Below are 19943 nucleotides of genomic sequence, written 5' to 3' on the forward strand. Positions count from 1 at the left end.
TCAATGCAGCAAAAAACATCCTTAATAAAGGTTTAGAAGTCGTTGGGACGACGGCGCAGTAAAAAAAAATTTTCCAAAAAAATTTCTATATTTTTTTTTGGTTTGCGAATCCCCGCCGTCTACAACGGTGGGGAAGTTCAAGCATAAAACATTTAAAAAAGGGAGGTTAAAAGCAGGAGGGGGTTTTTCCTGTTTTTAAATTAGGTCAATGAATTTATCTTTTTCTTAATACGGCGCCTGCGCCTAATACTGTGGTTACTCCGAGTAAGAGTAAGATTGGGTTACCTGTTGCTAACATGTGGTGAGCGGCAGTTGCGTTAGCTGTTTGGTTTTGTACAGCCTGTGCGGTTGTGTTTGCAGTTGCGTTGTCAGTTGCGTTTCCGGTTGTGTTGGTTGGTTCTCCTGCTGCTTCGTCGTGTGCGTAATCAGGATCTATTTCCGGTGCACCTGAGTGTCCGTCTTCCATATTTCCGTTGTACTGGCCTCCAGCCCAGCCGCCATCATAGGTAGCATCATCAATGTCATCAAAGTCAGGGTGGTCGCCAACACCCATGTCGTCTGTAGCGCTAAGGTAAGTTCCGTCCATATCAGCATCTGCTGCGCATACGGCGCCTGCGGATGCAATTACACAAAATATTGCAAGTAATGTTAATAGTTTTTTTGTTATGTTCATTATAATCACCCGTGAGTTTGAATTAAGTAAATGCAAGTTAGTTTGTTTTGGAGGAAAAATAACTTGCTTCACACAATTAATTATATTATCAAGGCCATATATAAAGTTTTTCGAATGTAAGTGCTCACTTGCATAGTTAAAAAAGAAAAAAAGCAAATATAACAGATTATAATAAAAAATAACTTATATGAAGCTTTAAATGCTTATATGTCAATTTTTTTGGAGAGTTTCAATGGTTATTTTCAAGGTTTTTCTTGAAGCTTCAAAGTATGGGCTATTTATTTGAACTGCTGATTTATCTTCAATTTGAATTTTGATTCAATGATAAAATATAACAATGTTTATATACTAAAAATAACAGATGTTATATCTGTATAACATGAGTTATAATTTATTTTTTGTAGTTCTTATCTAATCCTACAAAACATTTATATATAAAAAATAACTATTGTTATATTGTAATATAACACGTGATATATTTACAGAAAATCAATTTACAAAGGTGATTATTAATGACAAATAAAAATTATGGATTAGCAACATTAGGTGTACGCGCAGGTCAACAACCTGACCCCGTAACCGGGGCTCAGGCAGTTCCGATTTATCAGACAACTTCATACGTATTCAAAGACTCAGATGAAGCTGCTAGGAGATTCGCCCTTCAAGAATTTGGACAAATTTACTCCAGATTAACCAATCCTACCAGCGATGTATTTGAAGCAAGAATAGCTGCTATCGAAGGTGGAAACTCTGGTATTTCAACTGCAAGCGGTCTTGCAGCAATTTCATATGCAATCTTAAATGTAACAGAACCTGGAGACAACATCGTTTCAGCAGACAACCTCTACGGTGGAACTTACCAATTATTCAATTACACTTTCAAGGATCTCGCAAGGGATGTCAAATTCGTCAACTCACAGGACTTGCAGGCTTTTGAAGATGCAATCGATGAGAAGACAAAGGCAATATATGTCGAATCAATCGGAAACCCAAAACTGGACGTTCCTGACTTCGAAGCTCTTGCAGAAATCGCACATTCACATGACATTCCATTAATCGTTGACAATACTGTCGGCGTAGGTTTAGTCAGGCCACTGGAACATGGTGCAGATGTCATTGCAGCATCAGCAACCAAATATGTCGGCGGACACGGTACTGCAGTTGGAGGATACATTGTCGATTCAGGTAAATTCAACTGGGGAAACGGCAAGTTTGCAAACTTCACCAAACCTGACCCAAGCTACCACGGACTGGTATTCTGGGATGCATTCGGTGATGTTCCGGAACTCGGAAACCTTGCATTTACAGTAAGAATAAGGGCAAGACTTTTAAGAGATCTTGGAGCAACCCAGGCACCAGTGCACAGCTTCATATTCCTGCAGGGACTTGAAAGCCTTGACGTTAGAGTAAAAAGACACTCCGAAAATGCACTTAAAGTGGCTAAATTCCTTGAATCACACCCTAAAGTCAAATGGGTAAACTATCCTGGACTCGAATCCCATCCAACTTATGAAATCAACAGGAAATACCTGAAAGACAACTTTGCCGGAATCTTGGGATTCGGTGTTGAAGGCGGAGAGGAAGCCGGAAGAAAAGTAATCGAAAAACTGGAATTATTCTCAATACTTGCAAACATCGGTGATGCAAAAAGCCTTGCAATCCACCCTGCAAGTACAACACATCAGCAATTGTCTGCAGAAGAACAGGAAGCAACAGGCGTAACACCGGACTTCATCAGGCTTTCCATAGGTTTGGAGGATGTCAATGATTTAATTGCTGATTTAAGTCAGGCTTTAGACAGTATCTAGTTACTGTCTAATCACTTTAAATTTAAATAATTAAAAATTTACATATTAAAAAAACAATTGGGAGATAAAGAATGTATTTAGACAACTCAGCAACCACTCAAGTTAGTGAGGAAGTATTTAAAGAAATGGAACCATATTTCATCGAAGAGTACGGTAACCCTTCAACTCTTTATGGAATCGGTCGTGAATCAAAAAAGGCATTGACTTTGGCTCGTGAAAGAGTGGCTAAGGCAATCAATGCAAAACCTGATGAAATTATCTTCACAAGCGGAGGATCAGAATCAGATAATCTTGCAATTAAAGGAATTGCATTCAAGTTATCAAAAAAAGGTAAACATATAATTACCACCAATATTGAACACCCTGCCGTTAAAAACACTTTGGGATTTTTGGAATCCCTTGACTTTAAGGTAACCTATTTGCCAGTCAATGAAGAAGGTATCATCAGCGTTGAAGAATTGAAAGAGGCAATCACTGATGAAACAATCTTAATTACCATTATGCATGCCAACAACGAGCTCGGTACCATTCAGCCTATTGCTGAAATCGGTAAAATTGCTCGTGAAAAAGGCATCAAGTTCCACACTGACGCAGTACAGAGTTTCGGTAAGATTGAAGTGGATGTTGAGAAATTGAATGTTGACTTGCTTTCTCTATCTTCCCATAAAATCAACGGTCCGAAAGGTGTCGGCGCACTCTACATCAAAAAGGGAACCCGTGTAGTGCCTCTCATTCATGGGGGAGGTCAGGAAAAAGGAATCAGATCCGGAACCGAAAACGTTCCGGGAATTGTCGGATTCGGTAAAGCCTGCGAACTGGCTGCAGATCAATTGGACGAACATTACGAAAAGTTATCCTCAATCAGGGATGAGCTTATTGATAAAGTTTTAACCACCATTCCCGAATCATACCTGAACGGTTCTAGAGAAACCAGACTGCCTAACCTTGTAAACTTCAGATTCAAGGCTATCGAAGGGGAATCATTAATCCTCTTGCTGGACGCTAAAGGCTATCAGGCATCCACAGGTTCAGCATGCTCTTCCAATACATTGGAAGCGTCACCTGTTTTGACCGCATTGGGCCTTGACCCTGTAGATGTGCACGGATCCTTGAGAATTTCCCTGGCACCGGAAAGCGATGCCTTTGATGTGGATGAATTTGTAAATACTATTGCGGAAGCCGTAGGCAGACTAAGGCAAATGTCACCGTTATGGAATCAGGAACTTGATTATGATGGTGTAATGTGTAAAAAAGATCACGATGACTGTAGGAGATGTTAATTATGGATTATTCAGATAAAGTAATGGACCACTTTGCAAACCCAAGAAACTGTAGGATGATGGAAGACGCTAACGGTGTCGGAACTGTAGGAAACCCGACATGCGGAGACTTGATGACAATCTACATCAAAGTCAATGAAGATGAAGTGATTGAAGACATTTCATTCCAGACTTTCGGATGCGGTGCGGCCATTGCAACAAGCAGTATGATTACCGAAATTGCTGTTGGAAAAACTCTTGAGGAAGCTTTAAAAATCTCAAGAAATGACGTTGCGGACGAATTGGACGGACTACCTCCAATCAAGATGCACTGTTCCAACCTTGCGGCTGACGGTCTTCAGGCAGCTATCGAAAACTACTATGAAAATAACCAGTGAGTAACAATAATAATAAATACTTTAAGCAATAAAATAATTTTAATATTTAACGGAGATGTTTTATATGGCAAAAATATTAAAATGTAACGAATGCGGAAGTATTATTCAAGTTTTATCTGAAGGCGACGAAAAAGTATGCAACGATCACATGCTTGAATTCCCTGTTCAAACCGAAGGTGAAAAGGCACCTAAACACAAACCAGTAGTAGAAATCGACGGAAACAAAGTCACCGTTAAAGTCGGTGAAGCAGCTCACCCAATGGACGATGACCATTTCATTGAATTTGTCATTGTTGAAGCTGGAGCTGAACAATACGCAAAATGCTTCAAACCTGGAGATGTTGCAGAAGCAACTTTCACTGTAAACTCCACTGATGATGTTAAAGCATTAGCATTTTGTAATTTACACGGACTCTGGTCCTCTGAATAAGTTTAAAATCCATTTTTAAACTTCTTTTTTTCTTTAATTTTTTTCATGAAAAATTTTAATTACTTGTTTTAATATAAAATATATCGTGTCTAGTTATAGTAAATTAATAATTTTTATTGTTGTTTTAGTGTTGATTTCAGCAGCTCTCGTTTTCATTGAGAGTTCAACAGACAGCATAAACAAATCCATGCCGGAAATCAGTGATGGAATAGTTCAAGGAGATGCTGACTATAATGAGGCTGTTGAACTGGTAAACAATAAGAATTTTTATGAATCAATGGAAAAAGCAGAATCCGCAGGGGATAACTATAATAAAAGTCTATTGGAACTGCATGAAATCCAAAAAAATTTCTCTGCCGATGTCAATAAGGTTCACCAGGAGTATATTACCACCACTATCCGTGAACTTGAACTAAAACTGGAAGCCGTTGATTCACTAAAAGAAGCGATTGAGTGCTTTGAAGTATATTCAAACTACACAGGCAGCAACTATGGTTTTGAAGCCAACGATTACATGAATCAGGCTGTCGAATATCAGCATCAGAGGGATTCGATCGTAAGTGATAATCCGAATTTATTCAAACAAAATTTTATTATGTGATGAGGGATTAATTTGAAAACTAAATGTCCGAAATGTAAAGGTATAGGTTCCGTTGTTGTGGACTATAAAGAATGTGATGCATGTGGCGGAACAGGATATGAAGATGATTTATTTGATGTGGGAAGTCATTTTAAAGGAGTCAACAGCAAGGCGAAAGCAAAATTTGATTTAGGCTCAGACCAGGACATTCCATGTGAAGTCTGTAATGGAAAAGGGCAGGTTGAAGTGTTTGAGGAATGCCCTCACTGTCATGGAACAGGCCAGATAAACGTGTGCAGGGACTGCGGAAAACTGATTTCCGAAAATTTAGATTTATGTGATGATTGTAAAGAAAAAAGAAAGGTAGAAAAAATGAAGCATGATGAATTTGAAGCCCGCAGAAAAGCGGCTCGTGATGTGTATGTTTTGGATTCCCTATGTCAGATGAGGGACATCGACAAGGACAGATTGTATAAAGGAAAAATAACAAGAATCGAAAGGTATGGAGCTTTCGTATCTCTAAACAATAATGTATGGGGACTTATGAGAGGAGATGTCTCTGATTATAAGGTCGGTGAAGAGATAATCGTATTCATTACAGCAATCAAGTCAAGGGAAGGAAAAATTGATTTTGCACCGGCTTACGTTGATTCATATAATCTTAAAAGACTCACCAAATCAATTCCAAGGACTTTAATCAGTAAACTGGAAGAGAAAAAAGGCAGAATGGTTAGAATTGACGGTGAGGTCCAGCAGATTCAGCAGACCTCCGGTCCGACAATATTCATAATAAATGATGAAAGCGGAACAACCGAGATTGCCGCATTTGACAAGGCCGGCGAAAGGTCCTATCCTGAAATTGAGCTTGGCGATGCTGTGCAGGTCATCGGTGAAGTTAATGAACATGGCGGAAAGACACAGATTGAGTCATCTTCAATGACAAAACTTTCCGAAGAAAACACTATCAAGCTACATAAATTAATAGACGATGCATTAAACAAAAGAGCAGAACCTCAACATGTCGATTTCTTAGTCAAAAGTGATGTTTTAAACAGACTTAAACCTAAGATGAGGGAGGCTGCACAGAAAATCAGAAGGGCAATTCTTGACGGAAGAACCGTTTTGCTCAGACATCACAATGATGCCGACGGAATATGTTCAGGAGTTGCAATGGAAAAGGCTATCGTTCCTTTGATTGAAAAGGTAAATCCAAGCAATGATGCTCAATATTATTATTTCAAACGTTCTCCAAGTAAAGCTCCTTTCTATGAGCTTGAAGATGTTGTTAAAGATTTATCCTTTGCTCTGGAAGACCAGGAAAGGCACGGTCAGAAATTGCCTCTTATAGTTCTTCTGGACAACGGGTCAACTGAAGAGGATATTGTCGCACTGATGCAGGCCAAGATTTATGATATAGAAGTTGTTGTAATAGACCATCACTCTCCGGGCGAACTGCTTACAAAAGATGAAAGGGACGGCGAGATATATGGCGCAACAGTTGCAGTTGACGAATATGTTGACACACATGTCAACCCTTACCTTGTAGGCGGAGATTCACAGCTTACAGCAGGAGCCTTGGCAACAGAAGTTGCACACCTGATCAATCCTGACGTTAAAGATTTAATCAAGCACCTGCCTGCGGTTGCCGCATTGGGAGACCGTGCGGAATGCGGTGAGGTTTACCAATATCTGCAAATTGCCAGTGAAAAAGGATTTACAAAAGAGCATCTGGCAAAAATAGCTGAATGTGTTGATTTTGAAGCATATTTCCTGAGATTTATGAATGGTAGGGGAATAATGGACACCATATTGGCTGTGGATAATTTGGATAAGCATGAAAAGATGATTGGTGCTTTATATAAGGAATACCAAAAGAGAATTGACACCCAGCTTAAGGCAGCACTTCCTAACATTAAAAGGACACAGCTTGAAAACGGCATATATTTCAATCTTATCGATGTTGAGAAATACGCTCATAAGTTCACATTCCCTGCTCCTGGAAAAACATGCGGATTTGTCCATGACCATGTGATAAAGGAATTGGGTGAGGACAAACCTATTGTAACACTTGGTCACGGTCCTGATTTCGGTGTGTTTAGAGCAACTGATGCCGTTAATGAGGAATTTGGATTCAATGTAAATGACATTGTATCAACAATGATTGAAAGGGTTCCGTCAGCGGGAATTGACGGCGGAGGTCACGAATGCGCAGGTTCCATCAAGTATATTGAGGGACTTGGAGAAGAGGTACTGTTCAAGGTTGTTGAAGAAATTCAATCCCTGACCAAAAAATAATTCAGATAAAAATGATTGCAGGCAATTATTGTAAAAAATGCGGGCACCGGATATTCCCTAGCGACCAGTACTGTAAGGTTTGCGGTTGTAAAACGGGTTATCACAATAGTGATGCTCATGTTTTTACAATACCCTTGTATGATATCGGTTTTTTTAATTTGGATGTTGATTTCTCACCATATATTGAAAGCAAGCGCAATGATTTTAAATATGAGATATGCTCCTGCGGCTATCTGAATAATGTGGAAAATGAATACTGCTATATGTGTGGTGCCAAAAGGGCTCCGAGCAAACTGGAGAAAATCCTCAAAAAGGAGGTTAAGCCGGCTTTTTCTATAGACAACATGTTATGTGAATGCGGTGCAATAAACTCCAGCGAAAACATATACTGTGAGATGTGCGGAAAGCGTTTGCGCGGTGAGGAAAAACCTGTAAACACCAACTACAGCAATTTTAATCTTGAATTTGACGATTCTGTTTTCTGTTTTTGCGGTGAGGAAAACGAAAGATTTTCCAGATTTTGCAGAAACTGCGGAAGGCCCCTGATGAATTACGGAAAATCAAATGACATTTTCATATTATGCACATGCGCCACAATCAATGATGCCACCTCTGATTTTTGCATCGAATGTGGCAATAGTTTAAAAAAGGAGAATTCAGTCATTGTATGCATCTGCGGTGAAAAAAATCCCGACGGTTCCAATTTCTGTCAAAGATGTGACAGGCCGCTGAATCCTCAAAAAACCTTAAAATCAAAAATAATCTGCTCATGTGGTGAAGTATTGGACTGGGACAGTGAATTCTGTTATAATTGCGGAAAAAATGTTAAAGCGGCATTAGCCCGTAAAAATTCAATCAATGACACAGTAAAAACAATTAAAGGCATTTTCAGGTAGTGATAATTTGAAGTATTGTGATGTTTGCGGCACATTGAACCCTCGTGAAAACAATTTTTGCATTCACTGCGGAAACAGACTGATTACAGAACATTTCTGCCCTTACTGTGGCGAACTTAATCTGGATTATGCAACTTCCTGTGTTAAATGCGGAAAACAAATCAATCCGATAGCCATTGATGATTTTGATATCTTTTTCAGCCAGTACAATGAGGACTTATTGTCCGATGCCCACATCAGTGACGAGGAATATATCACATTGCTTTCAAACATATTCAAAAGGGCGGATTATTTTGAAATCAGCGGAAGCACCATTAAAAACAAGATTTTGAATTTTGCAAGCGCCTTTGCCGAATGTGAAACAAAGTCAAGAGGCTATGAAAGGGGTTCCATTTATCTGGGAAATAAGATAAGCTATGATGACCGTTTGGATGATTCGGTTCAGATAGCAACAATCATCCATGAACTGGCTCATTATCTGTTGTTCCTGATAATTGACACGTTACTGTGCAAAATATTGAAGGTAAACACCTCTTCAACTATAGAAAGTTTCGTGTGGTATTTTTTAACCCTGCCTGAATTTAAAATCATGAATGAGTACTGCGCCCACACTGTTGAAGGCAGGTTCATTCCATACGGATATCAGAATTACGGATCATTCAACATGCTGGTGGAGCATCTTAATGTTGATGAGGAGGCACTTAACGGCATGGTGGTTTTCGGCAATACATTCGCCAATGAGATAATCATATATCTGGAAAAATTCATCGATGAGGACTTGAGGGATGAGATAAAAATTCAATACAGAAAGGATTCCGTTGCCCCTACTTATAAGTCAATTTTAAGGGAAACTACTGACTCATTGCCGTTGAGTATAAAAAATATCACGTTGCTTCAGGTTTTAGTTGATATTTTTAAAGAAGCATCGTCCGAAGATGTTAGAAATGAATTAGAAGAAATTAAAAAAGAGATTGAATTAAATTACTAGTCTTTCTTCTTTTTTTCATTGTTTTCGATTGTGTTCAATACATCTTTACCAGTATCGGTCAATCTGTATAATCTTCCCTTACGAGCTTCTTCATTTATGCATTCCACAATTTCTTTGCTTTTTAATTCGCTTAGAACTTTTGAAATATGGTTAGTTCTAATTCCACTGTCTTTTGCAATATGAGTTGGGATTTTAACTTCGTCTCCAATAGATTTCAATGTCTTTTCTCTATATTTGGAAATTTGAACATATGAAGTTAATTTCAAAAGCTCATCGTTTTCTTTTGACATAATAGAATATTATATTTTTTATACTATAAAATATTTTATACCATTTTATAAGGTGAATATAAGTATTTTAGTCACTGCTTACAAGGTATTATTAATAAGAATTAATTATATAATATAATATAGTTAAAAAATAACTTATACTTGAATTAGTTGATTTATCATGAAATGTGAAAACTGTGGTTTTGAAAATAAGGATACTGCAAAATTCTGTACAAAATGCGGTGCGGAATTTAACGCCGGTCCAGTTGCCCCGCCTGCTGAACCTTCATCCAGCAATAACTCCAAATATATTATCATTGCGTTGGTAATTGTAATTTTGATTCTTGTTGGCTGTGTGGGTTACTTTATGGGGACCATGAATACCGGTGACGCTCAAAGTGGCGGTGCAGTTGACAATGCTTCTCAAGAGGTTTCATCAAGCGATTCCGGAAATGATGACGGAAGTGCTAAAACTCAAAGTACCTCCTCTTCAAGCTCAAGCAGTAAATCTAAGTCATGGGAATCCATAGGCAGCTATTCCGGCTCAGGGTCAGGTTCTCAAACCGTCACCGTTCCGGAAGGTCAGATTATGGTTAAGCTTTCAGCATATCCTATAAAAAATTATGCTACAAACCATCTGTATGTCACAGGCTCCAACGGCCAGTCCGGTGGAGTTGATTGGGGATCCCATAGTGATGTTGAGACAAGATCTGATTCATTTTCATTTACTTCATCTTCATCCGAGACATTCACAATAGATTACTATGAAACCGTAAGCTGGGAAGTCGAATTTTACCGTTATCAGTAAGTGATTTAAAATCACTTCACTTTATTTTTTTTAAAAAATTATTAATATCATAAAAAGGAAATTATCTACTATGTTTTTTGATTTAAATATTAAGGGAAGTAGCTTGGATGATAATTTAAAATTAGCTATTGAAGCTTCCAAATACGGCTGGGAGCACATTAATTTTTCATATGATCAAAACGATTTCAAAGATGCTCAGGAGTTTAAGGATGAGCTTTCAGATAATTTAAAAAGCATTATTGATTTTGATTATACCTTAGAGATTAAATCAAATAACGTTAATGAAATTAGAAAAATCGCCCGTAAATTCAGGAGCAGGGCATCATGCATTTCCGTTGTCGGCGGAGATTTGAAGGTTAACAGGGCAGTGCTTGAAAATGTCCAGATGGACGTATTGTCAAGACCGTATCTGAGAAGGTATGACAGCGGTCTTAATCATGTTCTCGCCAAGGAAGCTTTAAGAAATAACGTTGCTGTTGAATTGTGCTTTAAGGATGTTTTAAAAAGTTATTTGGCTCCAAGGTCTAAGGTTATTTCTAATTTTAAGGATGTTTACACATTATACAGGAAATTTGATTTTCCATTAATTTTATCATCTCGTGCAGAGTCAGTTTTCGATATCAGAACCACCCATGACTTCATAGCTTTTTTTACACAGACCGGCTTGACAGGTTCCGAAATTGAAAAGTCATTCATGACTGCAGAAAAAATATTGGAATTCAACAGGAACAGGAAGAATATGATCTTGACCGGCGTCAGGAGGGTGGACGATGAAGCTTAAGGTATTGCCTCCGACTCTCAGAAAGAACAACAGGTATCTTACAGTTGAAATTAAGATAACATCTCCTATTGTTAAGGATGACCTGGTCAGCATCGTATGGGATGCCTGCGTTCGTTTTCAGGGGGAGCTGAATACCGCCAACTATAACCTGTGGGTAATGAAATTCTATGAGCAGGAACATACTGATGACTACTACTGCTATAAGGCAATCGTCAGATGTCAGAGGGGTTATGAGGATGAGGTCCGATCAGCCTTGGCACTGTCCGCCAGATTCAATAAGGACAGAATTGCCATTACGACTGTAGGTCTGTCAGGAACTATCAAAGCATCTCAAAAATTCATTTAATTACTTTTTGTTAGTTTAAAATAGAAACATTTATTAATAATATATATTATAAATATCAATTGGATTTATGGAAAAAGAATATAAAATATTTTAATAAACTACAATGTAGTGATTAAAATTAAAATTTGCCTTTTCATGGAAGATTTGGTTTTGATTTTTGAATAATATTTTTTATACGTAGTTGAATTAAAATTTTTAATATTAAAAATAGTATATATGAGGTATTAATATGCAACCTTTACAAAATGCTGGATACGATAGGGCTATTACTGTCTTTAGCCCAGACGGAAGACTTTTCCAAGTTGAATATGCAAGAGAAGCTGTTAAAAGAGGAACTACTTCTATAGGTATTAAAAGTTCTGAAGGAATTATTTTAGCTGTCGATAAAAGGACTACTTCTAGTTTGGTTGAAGCATCATCCATTGAAAAAATATTCAAAATAGATGAACATATCGGAGCAGCTACTTCAGGTCTTGTTGCTGATGCAAGAGCTTTGGTTGAAAGAGCAAGAGTTGAAGCTCAAATAAATAAAATTACCTACAGCGAACCTATCAGAGTAGATAGTTTATCTAAAAAGCTATGTGATATGTTGCAGTTATACACCCAAAACGGTGGAGTAAGACCATTCGGTTCCGCCTTAATCATTGGTGGTGTGTATGACGGTAAATGCAAACTCTTCGAAACCGATCCAAGCGGTGCATTAATTGAATACAAAGCAACCGCAATTGGTTCAGGCAGAAATGCTGCTATGGAAATCTTCGAAGAAAAATACGAAGATGACTTAACATTGGATGGAGCTATCGAACTTGCTTTAACCGCAATCAATGAAGCAACCGACCACGATACCACTTCACAGAATGTTGAAATTGCAGTAATCAAAATCGAAGATGAAAAATACGTCAAACTCTCCCAGGAAGAAGTACAAAAATACATTGATGAAGTACTTGTGGAAGAAGAGGAAGAAGAAGACGTAGAAGAAGAATCTGAAGAAGTTGAAGAAGATTCTGAAGAAGATGAATAATAATTTTTAGTAATTGGTTAGGGGATGTTTCAATGGTAAATGTTGATGAAGCAATTATTGCTAAATATGAGTATTGTGGTGAACATTTTGAAATATTGGTTGACCCTGATTTAGCAGCTGATTTTAGGAATCCTGATGGTCCGGATGTTGCCATTGAAGATCTTTTAGCTGTTGAAGAAATTTTTAAAGACTCCAAAAAAGGAGACAAGGCTTCCGATGAAGCCATGAATAAGATATTTGAAACTACAGATCCTATTGAAGTTTCTAAAATTATCCTTGAGAAAGGAACTGTTCAATTAACTGCTGATCAGAAAAGAAAAATGCAAGAAGATAAAAGAAAATTGGTTATTAATAAAATAGCCAAAGAAGCAGTTAATCCTCAAAATGGCCTTCCTCATCCGGTTCAAAGAATTGAAAATGCATGTGATGAGGCTAAAGTTAAATTTGATCCATTCACTTCTGTTGATCAACAAGTTCAAGCAGCTTTAAAAGCTATTAAACCGTTAATTCCTATCAGGTTTGAAAAAGCTAAAGTCGCTGTTAGACTTCCAGGGTCCGCTGCAGGCAGTGCCTATTCTGTAATTCACGGTTTTGGTGAAATATTAAACGAAGAATGGCAGCAAGATGGTTCATGGATTGGAATTATTGAAATGCCTGGAGGTCTTCAAAATTCTTTCGCTGCTAAAATGGCTGAAATTTCAGGCGGAGAAGCAGAAACTAAAACTATTAAATAATAATTAATTAGTCTTATGGGATTATTATGATATATGTGGAAAATAAAGATTTAGTTATTCCTGGTCAGGTATTAGCTGACGATGAATACTATTCAGGAAGAGGTACCTTTAAAGAAAATGGTAAAGTTTGCTCTTCTTTAATAGGACTTGTTTCTTTAAGGAATAAAAAGATTAGAGTTATTCCTCTTAAAAGCAAATATGTTCCTAAAAAAGGAGATGTCGTAATAGGTAAAATCAATGATGTCAGATTCTCAATGTGGGATGTTGACATAAATTCACCTTATTCCGGAATTTTACCTGCTTTTGAAGTGTTTGGTCGTGAGAAAAAAGAGCTCAACAAAGTATATGATGTTGGGGACGTTCTATTTTTAAGAGTTGTCGATGTTGATGAAATCAAAAAGGCAAAACTCGGTTTGAAAGGAAGAGGAATGGGTAAGTTTAAAGGAGGAATCATCGTAGATATTGCTCCGACTAAAGTTCCTAGATTAATCGGTAAAAAAGGTTCCATGATTAACATGATTAAAGACAAGACAAAATGTAAAATCGTTGTTGGTCAAAACGGTCTCGTCTGGGTAAAAGGGGACGAAGACATGGAACAGCTTACCAAAAACATTATTCATTTAATCGAGGCTGAAGCTCATACTTCTGGTTTAACAAATAAAATCAAAAACAAATTGTATTTAGCTATTGACGGCGAATTGCCTCCTGAAGAAAACCCTCAAGAGGAAGAGGAATTTGTTTTGGAAAAACCTAAGCTTCAAAATTTCAAAGAAGAATTAGAACAGGAAGAAAGAGAAGCTGAAGAAAAAGAGAAAAAAGAAAATGAAGATAAACCGAATATTGCTGAAGTCATTGAAGAATTAAAGAGAAAAAACAAAAAGCAAGATAATTCCTTATCTTATGGTGATAACTCAAATAATTCTTTCATTTTGAATAATAAATAATGATTATGAATCTTCGTATTATAAATTGAGGTAGATATGATGTCTGAAATGATAAGAGAAGATGGTAGGAAATTTAATGAATTACGCCCTATCAAAATTGAAGCAGGAGTTCTTGAACGTGCAGATGGTTCTGCTTATTTGGAAGTTGGAGGAAATAAAATTTTAGTAGCTGTATATGGTCCTAGGGAATCTTACATCAGAAGGTTACTTCAACCTAATACCGGTGTTATCAGATGCAGATATAACATGGCACCGTTTTCAGTGGATGACAGGAAAAGGCCAGGACCTGACAGAAGATCATCTGAAATTTCTAAAATTACCGCTGATGCATTAAGGCCAGCTTTAATGTTGGAAAATTATCCTCGTTCAATGATTGATATTTATATAGAAGTAATTGAAGCAGAAGGTGGAACCCGTTGTGCAGGAATCACAGCAGCTTCCGTTGCTTTGGTTGATGCTGGAATACCTATGAAAGATATTGTTGTAGGTTGTGCTGCAGGTAAAGTAAATGATGAAATTGTACTTGACTTGTCTGAAGTTGAAGATAAAGAAGGTCAGGCTGATGTTCCAATAGCTATGATGCCAAGAACCGGTGAAATCACATTACTGCAAAGTGACGGTGACTTGACTGAAGAGGAATTTGCAAAAGCAATCGATTTGGCTATGGAAGGATGTCGTCAAGTAAGTGAACTTCAAAAAGAAGCTTTAATGAAAAGGTATTCTACAGAATAGTGGGTGGATAATATGGATATAGTACCAGAAATTACAAGACAAAGTATTACTAACCTTGTCAAAAACGATAAAAGAGAAGATGGCAGAGGTTTAACTGAATATAGGGATGTTTCCATTGAAACTAATGTTATTTCTAAAGCTGAAGGTTCTGCTCGTGTAAAACTTGGTGGAACTCAAGTTATTGTAGGTATTAAACCACAACTTGGAAGCCCATTCCCTGACACTCCTGACTTAGGAGTTTTAATGACCAACTGTGAAATGTTGCCAATGGCGGATCCTAATTTCGAACCAGGTCCACCTAGCGATGATTCTATTGAACTTGCACGTGTAGTTGACAGAGGTATCCGTGAAAGTGAATTGGTTGAATTGGACAAATTATGTGTTGAAGAAGGAAAACACGTATGGATGTTATTCATAGACCTTCACATTATCGATAACTGCGGAAACCTTTTCGATGCTTGTGAATTAGCTGTAATGGCTGCACTCAAATCAACAAAATTACCTGTTGCAACTATTGAAGATGAAGAAGTTGTCCTTAGTGAAGAAGAAACCTTTGATTTACCAATTAACAACGAATTGGCATTATGTACTTTTGTTAAAATTGGTGACAAAATGGTTATTGACCCAACACTCGATGAAGAAAGAGTGGCTAGTGCTCGTTTAAATGTTGGTGTCACAAAAGATGGTCACATCTGTTCCATGCAAAAAGGCGGACAGGAACCATTAACTAAAGATGAAATTCTTTATTGCGTAAATACTGCTGTGACAAAAGTAAAAGAGTTAATAGAATATCTTTAAACGTCAGTTAGACGGTTAAGATTTCTAAATTCTTTTTTTTCTATTTTTTTATTATCTATCAAAACAAATTTTGTATCTATTTTTGATATCAGTCCCTTTATGTGCAAAACATCTTCATTAACTAAATTCTCAATAACAGGGATAACTCTTTTATCATATATTGAATGAAGCGGTTCTGATGTTTTCAGCTTGTTTTCTTCGTCATGATACGGGACAACAGCTTGATATCTTTCATCGATTTCGGAAAAAATAGTGTTTATATACTTTTTTGAAACATATGGGCTGTCACAAGGCAATATCAGGGCATATTCTCCCTTAATGTGTGAAAGTCCGGTCATGATTCCAGGCATAGGGCCCTTGTTTTTTATTTCGTCTTCAACGAATGTGATGGTGTAGGCATAATCGGTCGGATTGATGAATTCGCTATATCTGTCAATCCTTTCTCGGTTGTTTAAAACAATTACAACTTCATTTATTTCGTGGTTTAGTGTAGAAAGAATGTGTTTAATCATAGGTTTGTTCTGAATAACCATGGAACCTTTATCACGACCCATTCTTCTACTTTGTCCTCCACATAAAATAATGCAAGATTTAATATTTTCATTATTTTCAATTTCACTACTCATATTAAATCCCCTTCAAGTCTATTCCTTTACATATACGTCTGCGTCTTCATCAAATGGATTGGTACGTATGATCAATGCAATCATGTATGGGTAATGTTTATACAGGTATTTTAAATAATAAACCCATTCATGGACCAGTTTGTCATATACTCTTTGCATGTCTCCATTCAAATGACCGAAATCGGCATCGCTTACCAATGCAAGGTCGGTTCTGTGCACTAATTCTTCATCAAGGTGAAGGATTGCATTCACTAATCCGGTAAACTCCTCTTTTTCAAGCAGGTTTGGATTGTTTATTAGGTTGATAATAAATTCCCTTTTGCTTTCAAGGAATTCACTTAAATTGCTTAAGAACTCTTCACGTTCTTCAGGACTGATGTCTGCTTTAAAATCAAGGGAAGAACCTTTAAGTTCAGCTAATTTATTGTCAAAGTCTTCTTCGTTCCAATTTTTAATGGATTTCAAGTTTTCGGTACTTGCTTTATATTTGTTAACTGTACTTAACTGGCTTATTAATTCGTTTCCAACTTCAGAAAAGAAGGTACTCATAAGCATGTCCAGTTTTTCAAGCATAGCTTCCTTTTCTTTTCTTTCAATAATCTCGTCGAGCAAGAATGCCACAAGCAGTATGTCCACAGGAATGAATCCCAAGTGTGTCCATATGTAGGAAATAATGTGCTCTGCATCTCCTAAAACGAGATAATTGGATCCATAAATGATAATTATTAGGATAACCATCAATATGGAAAATTTCACTTTCCAACTTAATCGTTTGCTCATTTTATATTCTCCAACTTTTATTATCGTTTTTTGGCAGTAATTATTGCTATCGGGTTTTCACTAATCATTAAAATTCCCCTGTCGAGAATTCTGCCGTTTGAAACGTTAATTTCCATTAATTTAGGATTATAGCCTAAACTTTTGAGTTTATTAATAGCTTCAACCTTAGTGTCCACCAAAATGGCTGTAATAATGATTCTGCCTTTTGAATTTAATTTTTCATGAACAATGTCCAGGATATTTTCCAATTGTCTGCCGCTGCCCCCAACAACTGCAATATCAATGTCGTCAATATCCTTTAGGGCATTTGCTCCATCATCATTAATTAATGTGACGTTATCTCCAAGTCCGAATTTTTCAAGGTTTCTGGAAGTTACTTCAATAGCTTCAGGATTTGTGTCAATTGAAATCACTTCACGGGCCCTCTGGGAAAACTCGCAGGTGATTCCTCCGGTTCCGCATCCGCAATCTACAACCTTATCCTCTGATGTCACATCGGATTTGTAAAGTATTATTGCTCTTATGGCCTCTTTGGTTGGTCCTGGCACGTCACAGGATTTGATAAAATCCTTGTCTTCTAACATTTATTCCCACCTTTCAAATAGATCGTTTTCAATTTTCAATGAGTCTAGAATTTTTCCAACAACAAAATTGATCTGGTCGTCAACGGTATCGTGCGCTGAGTAGAATCCTGGCATTGCCGGTAAAATTATAGCTCCTTCTTGTGATAATGTTAGCATATTCTGTAAGTGAATGCTTCTCAGTGGAGTTTCACGAGGAACAATTACTGTGGTTCTCCTTTCCTTAAGGCTGACGTCAGCCACTCTAGTAATTGTATTTGCGCCGTATCCGTTTGCTATTGATGACAATGTTTTCATTGAACATGGGACAATGGCAAGCGCTTCGGCCTTAAATGATCCACTGTTTATTGAAGCGGTTAAGTCATTGAAATCGTAGTAAGTGTCTGCCAGATTGATAACCTCTTCTATGTTATATTCGGTTTCTGATTCTATAACGATTTTTCCGGCATCACTGATTACCAGACTGTTTTCTATATTTAATTCGTTAAGTGCTTCGAGCAATCTTATTCCATATATTACTCCGCTTGCACCTGTAATTGCAACAACTATCATTTTATCTCCTAGAATAGTTTAATTTGGTCATAATGAATGCCGTGGAATTTTTCCCTGTCTATTTCAGGCAAGTCAAGGTAGTTTTCCAGTTTGAATTTATTGAATTTTGATTTTTCGCTTTCATCTACATAAACGCTGATGTCAGGGATGTTGAATCTTGCTTTGCTTAATGCTCCGATAATATTTGAAATCTCTGTTAAGGGGTATAGCTTTCCGTCTACATTGACCTGGGTTTTCATCTCATCAAAGCGAGGATATTCAGCTATATTTATAAATACGTAATTTTTGTCAATGCCATAGTCTTCTGCAATTTCTTCTTCCGCTTTTCTAAGCTCGCTCTGTTCGATTTTATACATTTTTTCAGGATATTTGAAATTGTCAAGCCTGATGGTTTTAACCCTTTTCATGATGCGCCTGTTGTCCAGTCTGGACATCATGTCATTTATAAATTCATTTTCGCAGTGTCTGAATACTCCAATGATTTCAGCATCATCGTATTTGTATATGTCGTTTTCATTGATTATGTCTTCGTCAATGGCCATCTTCAGTGCTCTTCTAAACATGGAGTTGACTATTCTGGTGGTGTGGTGCTGATAAACGCTTGGATACATGAAATATCTTGAAACCAATGCTCCTTCAGCTGCCTGAACACCCTTGATGTCCAATATCAGTCCGTCCTCGAGTTTCAGGTTTGAAATGATTCTTTCATAGTCAATGATTCCGTAGGCGACTCCTGTATTGTGTGAGTCCCTTAAGAGGTAATCCATTCTGTCAACGTCAAGTTCCCCTGAAACGATAGGTCCGAGATATCCTTTTCCGTTCACGATATCGACGATTTCATTAACGTCGAATTTTTCCTCAAGCAGGTCTCTCATTGAAGTCTTTGTAACCACATATTTGGTGAGCTCCTCATGGGGAAATGACAGCACTCCTTCGGATACGTGTGAAAATGGTCCGTGACCGATGTCATGAAGAAGAGCGGAGGCTCTGATTAATTCAATGTCATCATCTGAAAGTCCCAGTTCTGTTGAAAGTTTTGATCCAAGGTTCATTGTTCCGACACAGTGTTCAAATCTGGTGTGGGTGGCTCCCGGATAAATTAAACTTATCAGTCCAAGCTGTTTAATCCGTCTTAAACGTTGGAATTGCGGCATGTCCATAATTCTTTCTTCAAATTTGTTTAAGCTAATATCTCCATAGACACTGTCTCTGATAAATTTTTTCTTTTCAGTCATTTTCCCAGAACTCCAAATCATCTAATGTATTATTGTCTTGCCATGTATCATTCCAGTCATCAATTGTAGTATTTGTTATATTAGTGTCATTTGTTGTATTTTCGACTTTCGGTATGATTGTCGGAACCTCTTCAACATAATTTGGTTCGAATGAATCATTTTCAATTGCACTTAACTTGTATGAGTCGTTGTCTTCAGTTATTGTCAAACTGGCAAATGCACTGCTGATAGTGAATGCAATTGTAGCAATTATTAAAAATACTATTAAATTTGCTTTTATTGAGTCTTTCATAATAACACTAATTTTTATTTTATTTAAACATTAAACTATACTATTATTATTTATTTAAAAAGCTATTATTTAATTGTTATTGAAAATCACTAATTTAAAATGTTTTTTTCAGATGTA

The 19943-nt window shown here is 37.1% G+C and carries 24 protein-coding genes; 16 read left to right on the top strand and 8 right to left on the bottom strand.

The annotated features are described in order from the left end of the window. Positions 1–214: 214 nt before the first annotated feature. Entirely contained in the window at positions 215–673 is a 459-nt protein-coding gene (locus ACKI30_RS06665; RefSeq protein WP_407410975.1) for a hypothetical protein, read from the bottom strand. A gap of 512 nt (positions 674–1185) precedes the next feature. Between ACKI30_RS06665 and ACKI30_RS06670 the strand changes: the two genes are divergently transcribed. The 8 genes from ACKI30_RS06670 (at position 1186) to ACKI30_RS06705 (ending at position 9327) form a co-directional block, all read left to right on the top strand. Continuing rightward, positions 1186–2481, top strand: a complete 1296-nt coding sequence (locus ACKI30_RS06670) for an O-acetylhomoserine aminocarboxypropyltransferase/cysteine synthase family protein (protein ID WP_407410977.1) — start codon at positions 1186–1188, stop codon at positions 2479–2481. A 71-nt stretch (positions 2482–2552) separates the two neighbouring features. Continuing rightward, positions 2553–3761 carry a cysteine desulfurase family protein gene (locus ACKI30_RS06675; protein WP_407410979.1) on the top strand — a complete coding sequence of 403 codons (1209 nt, stop codon included), beginning with the start codon at positions 2553–2555 and terminating at the stop codon, positions 3759–3761. 2 nt (positions 3762–3763) lie between these two features. Next, positions 3764–4138, top strand: a complete 375-nt coding sequence (gene nifU, locus ACKI30_RS06680; RefSeq protein ID WP_407410981.1) for a Fe-S cluster assembly scaffold protein NifU — start codon at positions 3764–3766, stop codon at positions 4136–4138. 64 nt (positions 4139–4202) lie between these two features. Continuing rightward, on the top strand, positions 4203–4568 hold the full coding sequence (locus tag ACKI30_RS06685) for a desulfoferrodoxin family protein (RefSeq protein WP_407410983.1): 366 nt from the start codon (positions 4203–4205) through the stop codon (positions 4566–4568). An 85-nt stretch (positions 4569–4653) separates the two neighbouring features. Further along, positions 4654–5169: a hypothetical protein gene (locus ACKI30_RS06690; RefSeq protein ID WP_407410985.1), complete on the top strand. Its 516-nt coding sequence runs from the start codon at positions 4654–4656 to the stop codon at positions 5167–5169. Positions 5170–5181: 12 nt separating this feature from the next. Next, positions 5182–7443: an OB-fold nucleic acid binding domain-containing protein gene (locus tag ACKI30_RS06695; RefSeq protein WP_407410987.1), complete on the top strand. Its 2262-nt coding sequence runs from the start codon at positions 5182–5184 to the stop codon at positions 7441–7443. 11 nt (positions 7444–7454) lie between these two features. After that, on the top strand, positions 7455–8339 hold the full coding sequence (locus ACKI30_RS06700) for a double zinc ribbon domain-containing protein (RefSeq protein ID WP_407410989.1): 885 nt from the start codon (positions 7455–7457) through the stop codon (positions 8337–8339). Positions 8340–8346: 7 nt separating this feature from the next. Then, positions 8347–9327 (top strand): double zinc ribbon domain-containing protein, encoded by a 981-nt coding sequence (locus ACKI30_RS06705; RefSeq protein WP_407410991.1) that lies wholly within the window; start codon positions 8347–8349, stop codon positions 9325–9327. Here the strand turns inward: ACKI30_RS06705 and ACKI30_RS06710 are convergent. Next, a complete protein-coding gene (locus ACKI30_RS06710; protein ID WP_292741917.1) occupies positions 9324–9617 on the bottom strand; it encodes a winged helix-turn-helix domain-containing protein in 294 nt (97 codons plus the stop codon). The two genes, ACKI30_RS06705 and ACKI30_RS06710, sit on opposite strands and share 4 nt — an antisense overlap. Before the next feature lie 160 nt (positions 9618–9777). Between ACKI30_RS06710 and ACKI30_RS06715 the strand changes: the two genes are divergently transcribed. From ACKI30_RS06715 to rrp42, 8 genes are all read left to right on the top strand, one after another. Continuing rightward, complete coding sequence (locus ACKI30_RS06715; RefSeq protein WP_407410994.1) at positions 9778–10404, top strand: zinc-ribbon domain-containing protein; 627 nt, start codon at positions 9778–9780, stop codon at positions 10402–10404. Between the two features lie 70 nt (positions 10405–10474). Continuing rightward, positions 10475–11185, top strand: a complete 711-nt coding sequence (rnp3, locus tag ACKI30_RS06720; protein WP_407410996.1) for a ribonuclease P protein component 3 — start codon at positions 10475–10477, stop codon at positions 11183–11185. Continuing rightward, positions 11175–11531 carry an Rpp14/Pop5 family protein gene (locus tag ACKI30_RS06725; RefSeq protein ID WP_407410998.1) on the top strand — a complete coding sequence of 119 codons (357 nt, stop codon included), beginning with the start codon at positions 11175–11177 and terminating at the stop codon, positions 11529–11531. The genes rnp3 and ACKI30_RS06725 overlap by 11 nt, the downstream gene beginning before the upstream one ends. Positions 11532–11760: 229 nt before the next feature. Beyond that, complete coding sequence (gene psmA / locus ACKI30_RS06730) at positions 11761–12552, top strand: archaeal proteasome endopeptidase complex subunit alpha (RefSeq protein ID WP_407411000.1); 792 nt, start codon at positions 11761–11763, stop codon at positions 12550–12552. 32 nt (positions 12553–12584) lie between these two features. Further along, positions 12585–13286 (top strand): ribosome assembly factor SBDS, encoded by a 702-nt coding sequence (locus ACKI30_RS06735; RefSeq protein ID WP_407411002.1) that lies wholly within the window; start codon positions 12585–12587, stop codon positions 13284–13286. Between the two features lie 26 nt (positions 13287–13312). Then, on the top strand, positions 13313–14230 hold the full coding sequence (gene rrp4, locus ACKI30_RS06740; RefSeq protein ID WP_407411004.1) for an exosome complex RNA-binding protein Rrp4: 918 nt from the start codon (positions 13313–13315) through the stop codon (positions 14228–14230). A 36-nt stretch (positions 14231–14266) separates the two neighbouring features. Further along, positions 14267–14962, top strand: coding sequence for an exosome complex exonuclease Rrp41 (rrp41, locus tag ACKI30_RS06745; RefSeq protein ID WP_407411006.1), 696 nt, complete (start codon positions 14267–14269; stop codon positions 14960–14962). A 12-nt stretch (positions 14963–14974) separates the two neighbouring features. Further along, positions 14975–15760 (top strand): exosome complex protein Rrp42, encoded by a 786-nt coding sequence (gene rrp42 / locus ACKI30_RS06750; RefSeq protein ID WP_407411008.1) that lies wholly within the window; start codon positions 14975–14977, stop codon positions 15758–15760. Here rrp42 and ACKI30_RS06755 read toward each other — a convergent pair. From ACKI30_RS06755 to ACKI30_RS06780, 6 genes are read right to left on the bottom strand one after another with little or no spacing between them, the layout of a single operon-like run. After that, positions 15757–16386, bottom strand: coding sequence for a molybdenum cofactor guanylyltransferase (locus tag ACKI30_RS06755; RefSeq protein WP_407411010.1), 630 nt, complete (start codon positions 16384–16386; stop codon positions 15757–15759). The genes rrp42 and ACKI30_RS06755 overlap by 4 nt on opposite strands. A gap of 18 nt (positions 16387–16404) precedes the next feature. Then, complete coding sequence (locus tag ACKI30_RS06760) at positions 16405–17166, bottom strand: hypothetical protein (RefSeq protein ID WP_407411012.1); 762 nt, start codon at positions 17164–17166, stop codon at positions 16405–16407. A 20-nt stretch (positions 17167–17186) separates the two neighbouring features. After that, positions 17187–17750: a precorrin-6Y C5,15-methyltransferase (decarboxylating) subunit CbiT gene (cbiT, locus tag ACKI30_RS06765; protein ID WP_407411014.1), complete on the bottom strand. Its 564-nt coding sequence runs from the start codon at positions 17748–17750 to the stop codon at positions 17187–17189. Beyond that, positions 17751–18299 carry a UbiX family flavin prenyltransferase gene (locus ACKI30_RS06770; protein WP_407411016.1) on the bottom strand — a complete coding sequence of 183 codons (549 nt, stop codon included), beginning with the start codon at positions 18297–18299 and terminating at the stop codon, positions 17751–17753. Between the two features lie 8 nt (positions 18300–18307). Next, on the bottom strand, positions 18308–19534 hold the full coding sequence (locus tag ACKI30_RS06775) for an HD domain-containing protein (RefSeq protein WP_407411018.1): 1227 nt from the start codon (positions 19532–19534) through the stop codon (positions 18308–18310). Continuing rightward, on the bottom strand, positions 19527–19826 hold the full coding sequence (locus ACKI30_RS06780) for a hypothetical protein (protein WP_407411020.1): 300 nt from the start codon (positions 19824–19826) through the stop codon (positions 19527–19529). Before ACKI30_RS06780 ends, ACKI30_RS06775 begins: the two co-directional genes overlap by 8 nt. Between the last annotated feature and the right edge of the window lie 117 nt (positions 19827–19943).

Source organism: Methanobrevibacter sp., from assembly GCF_045539575.1.
Lineage (GTDB): Archaea > Methanobacteriota > Methanobacteria > Methanobacteriales > Methanobacteriaceae > Methanocatella.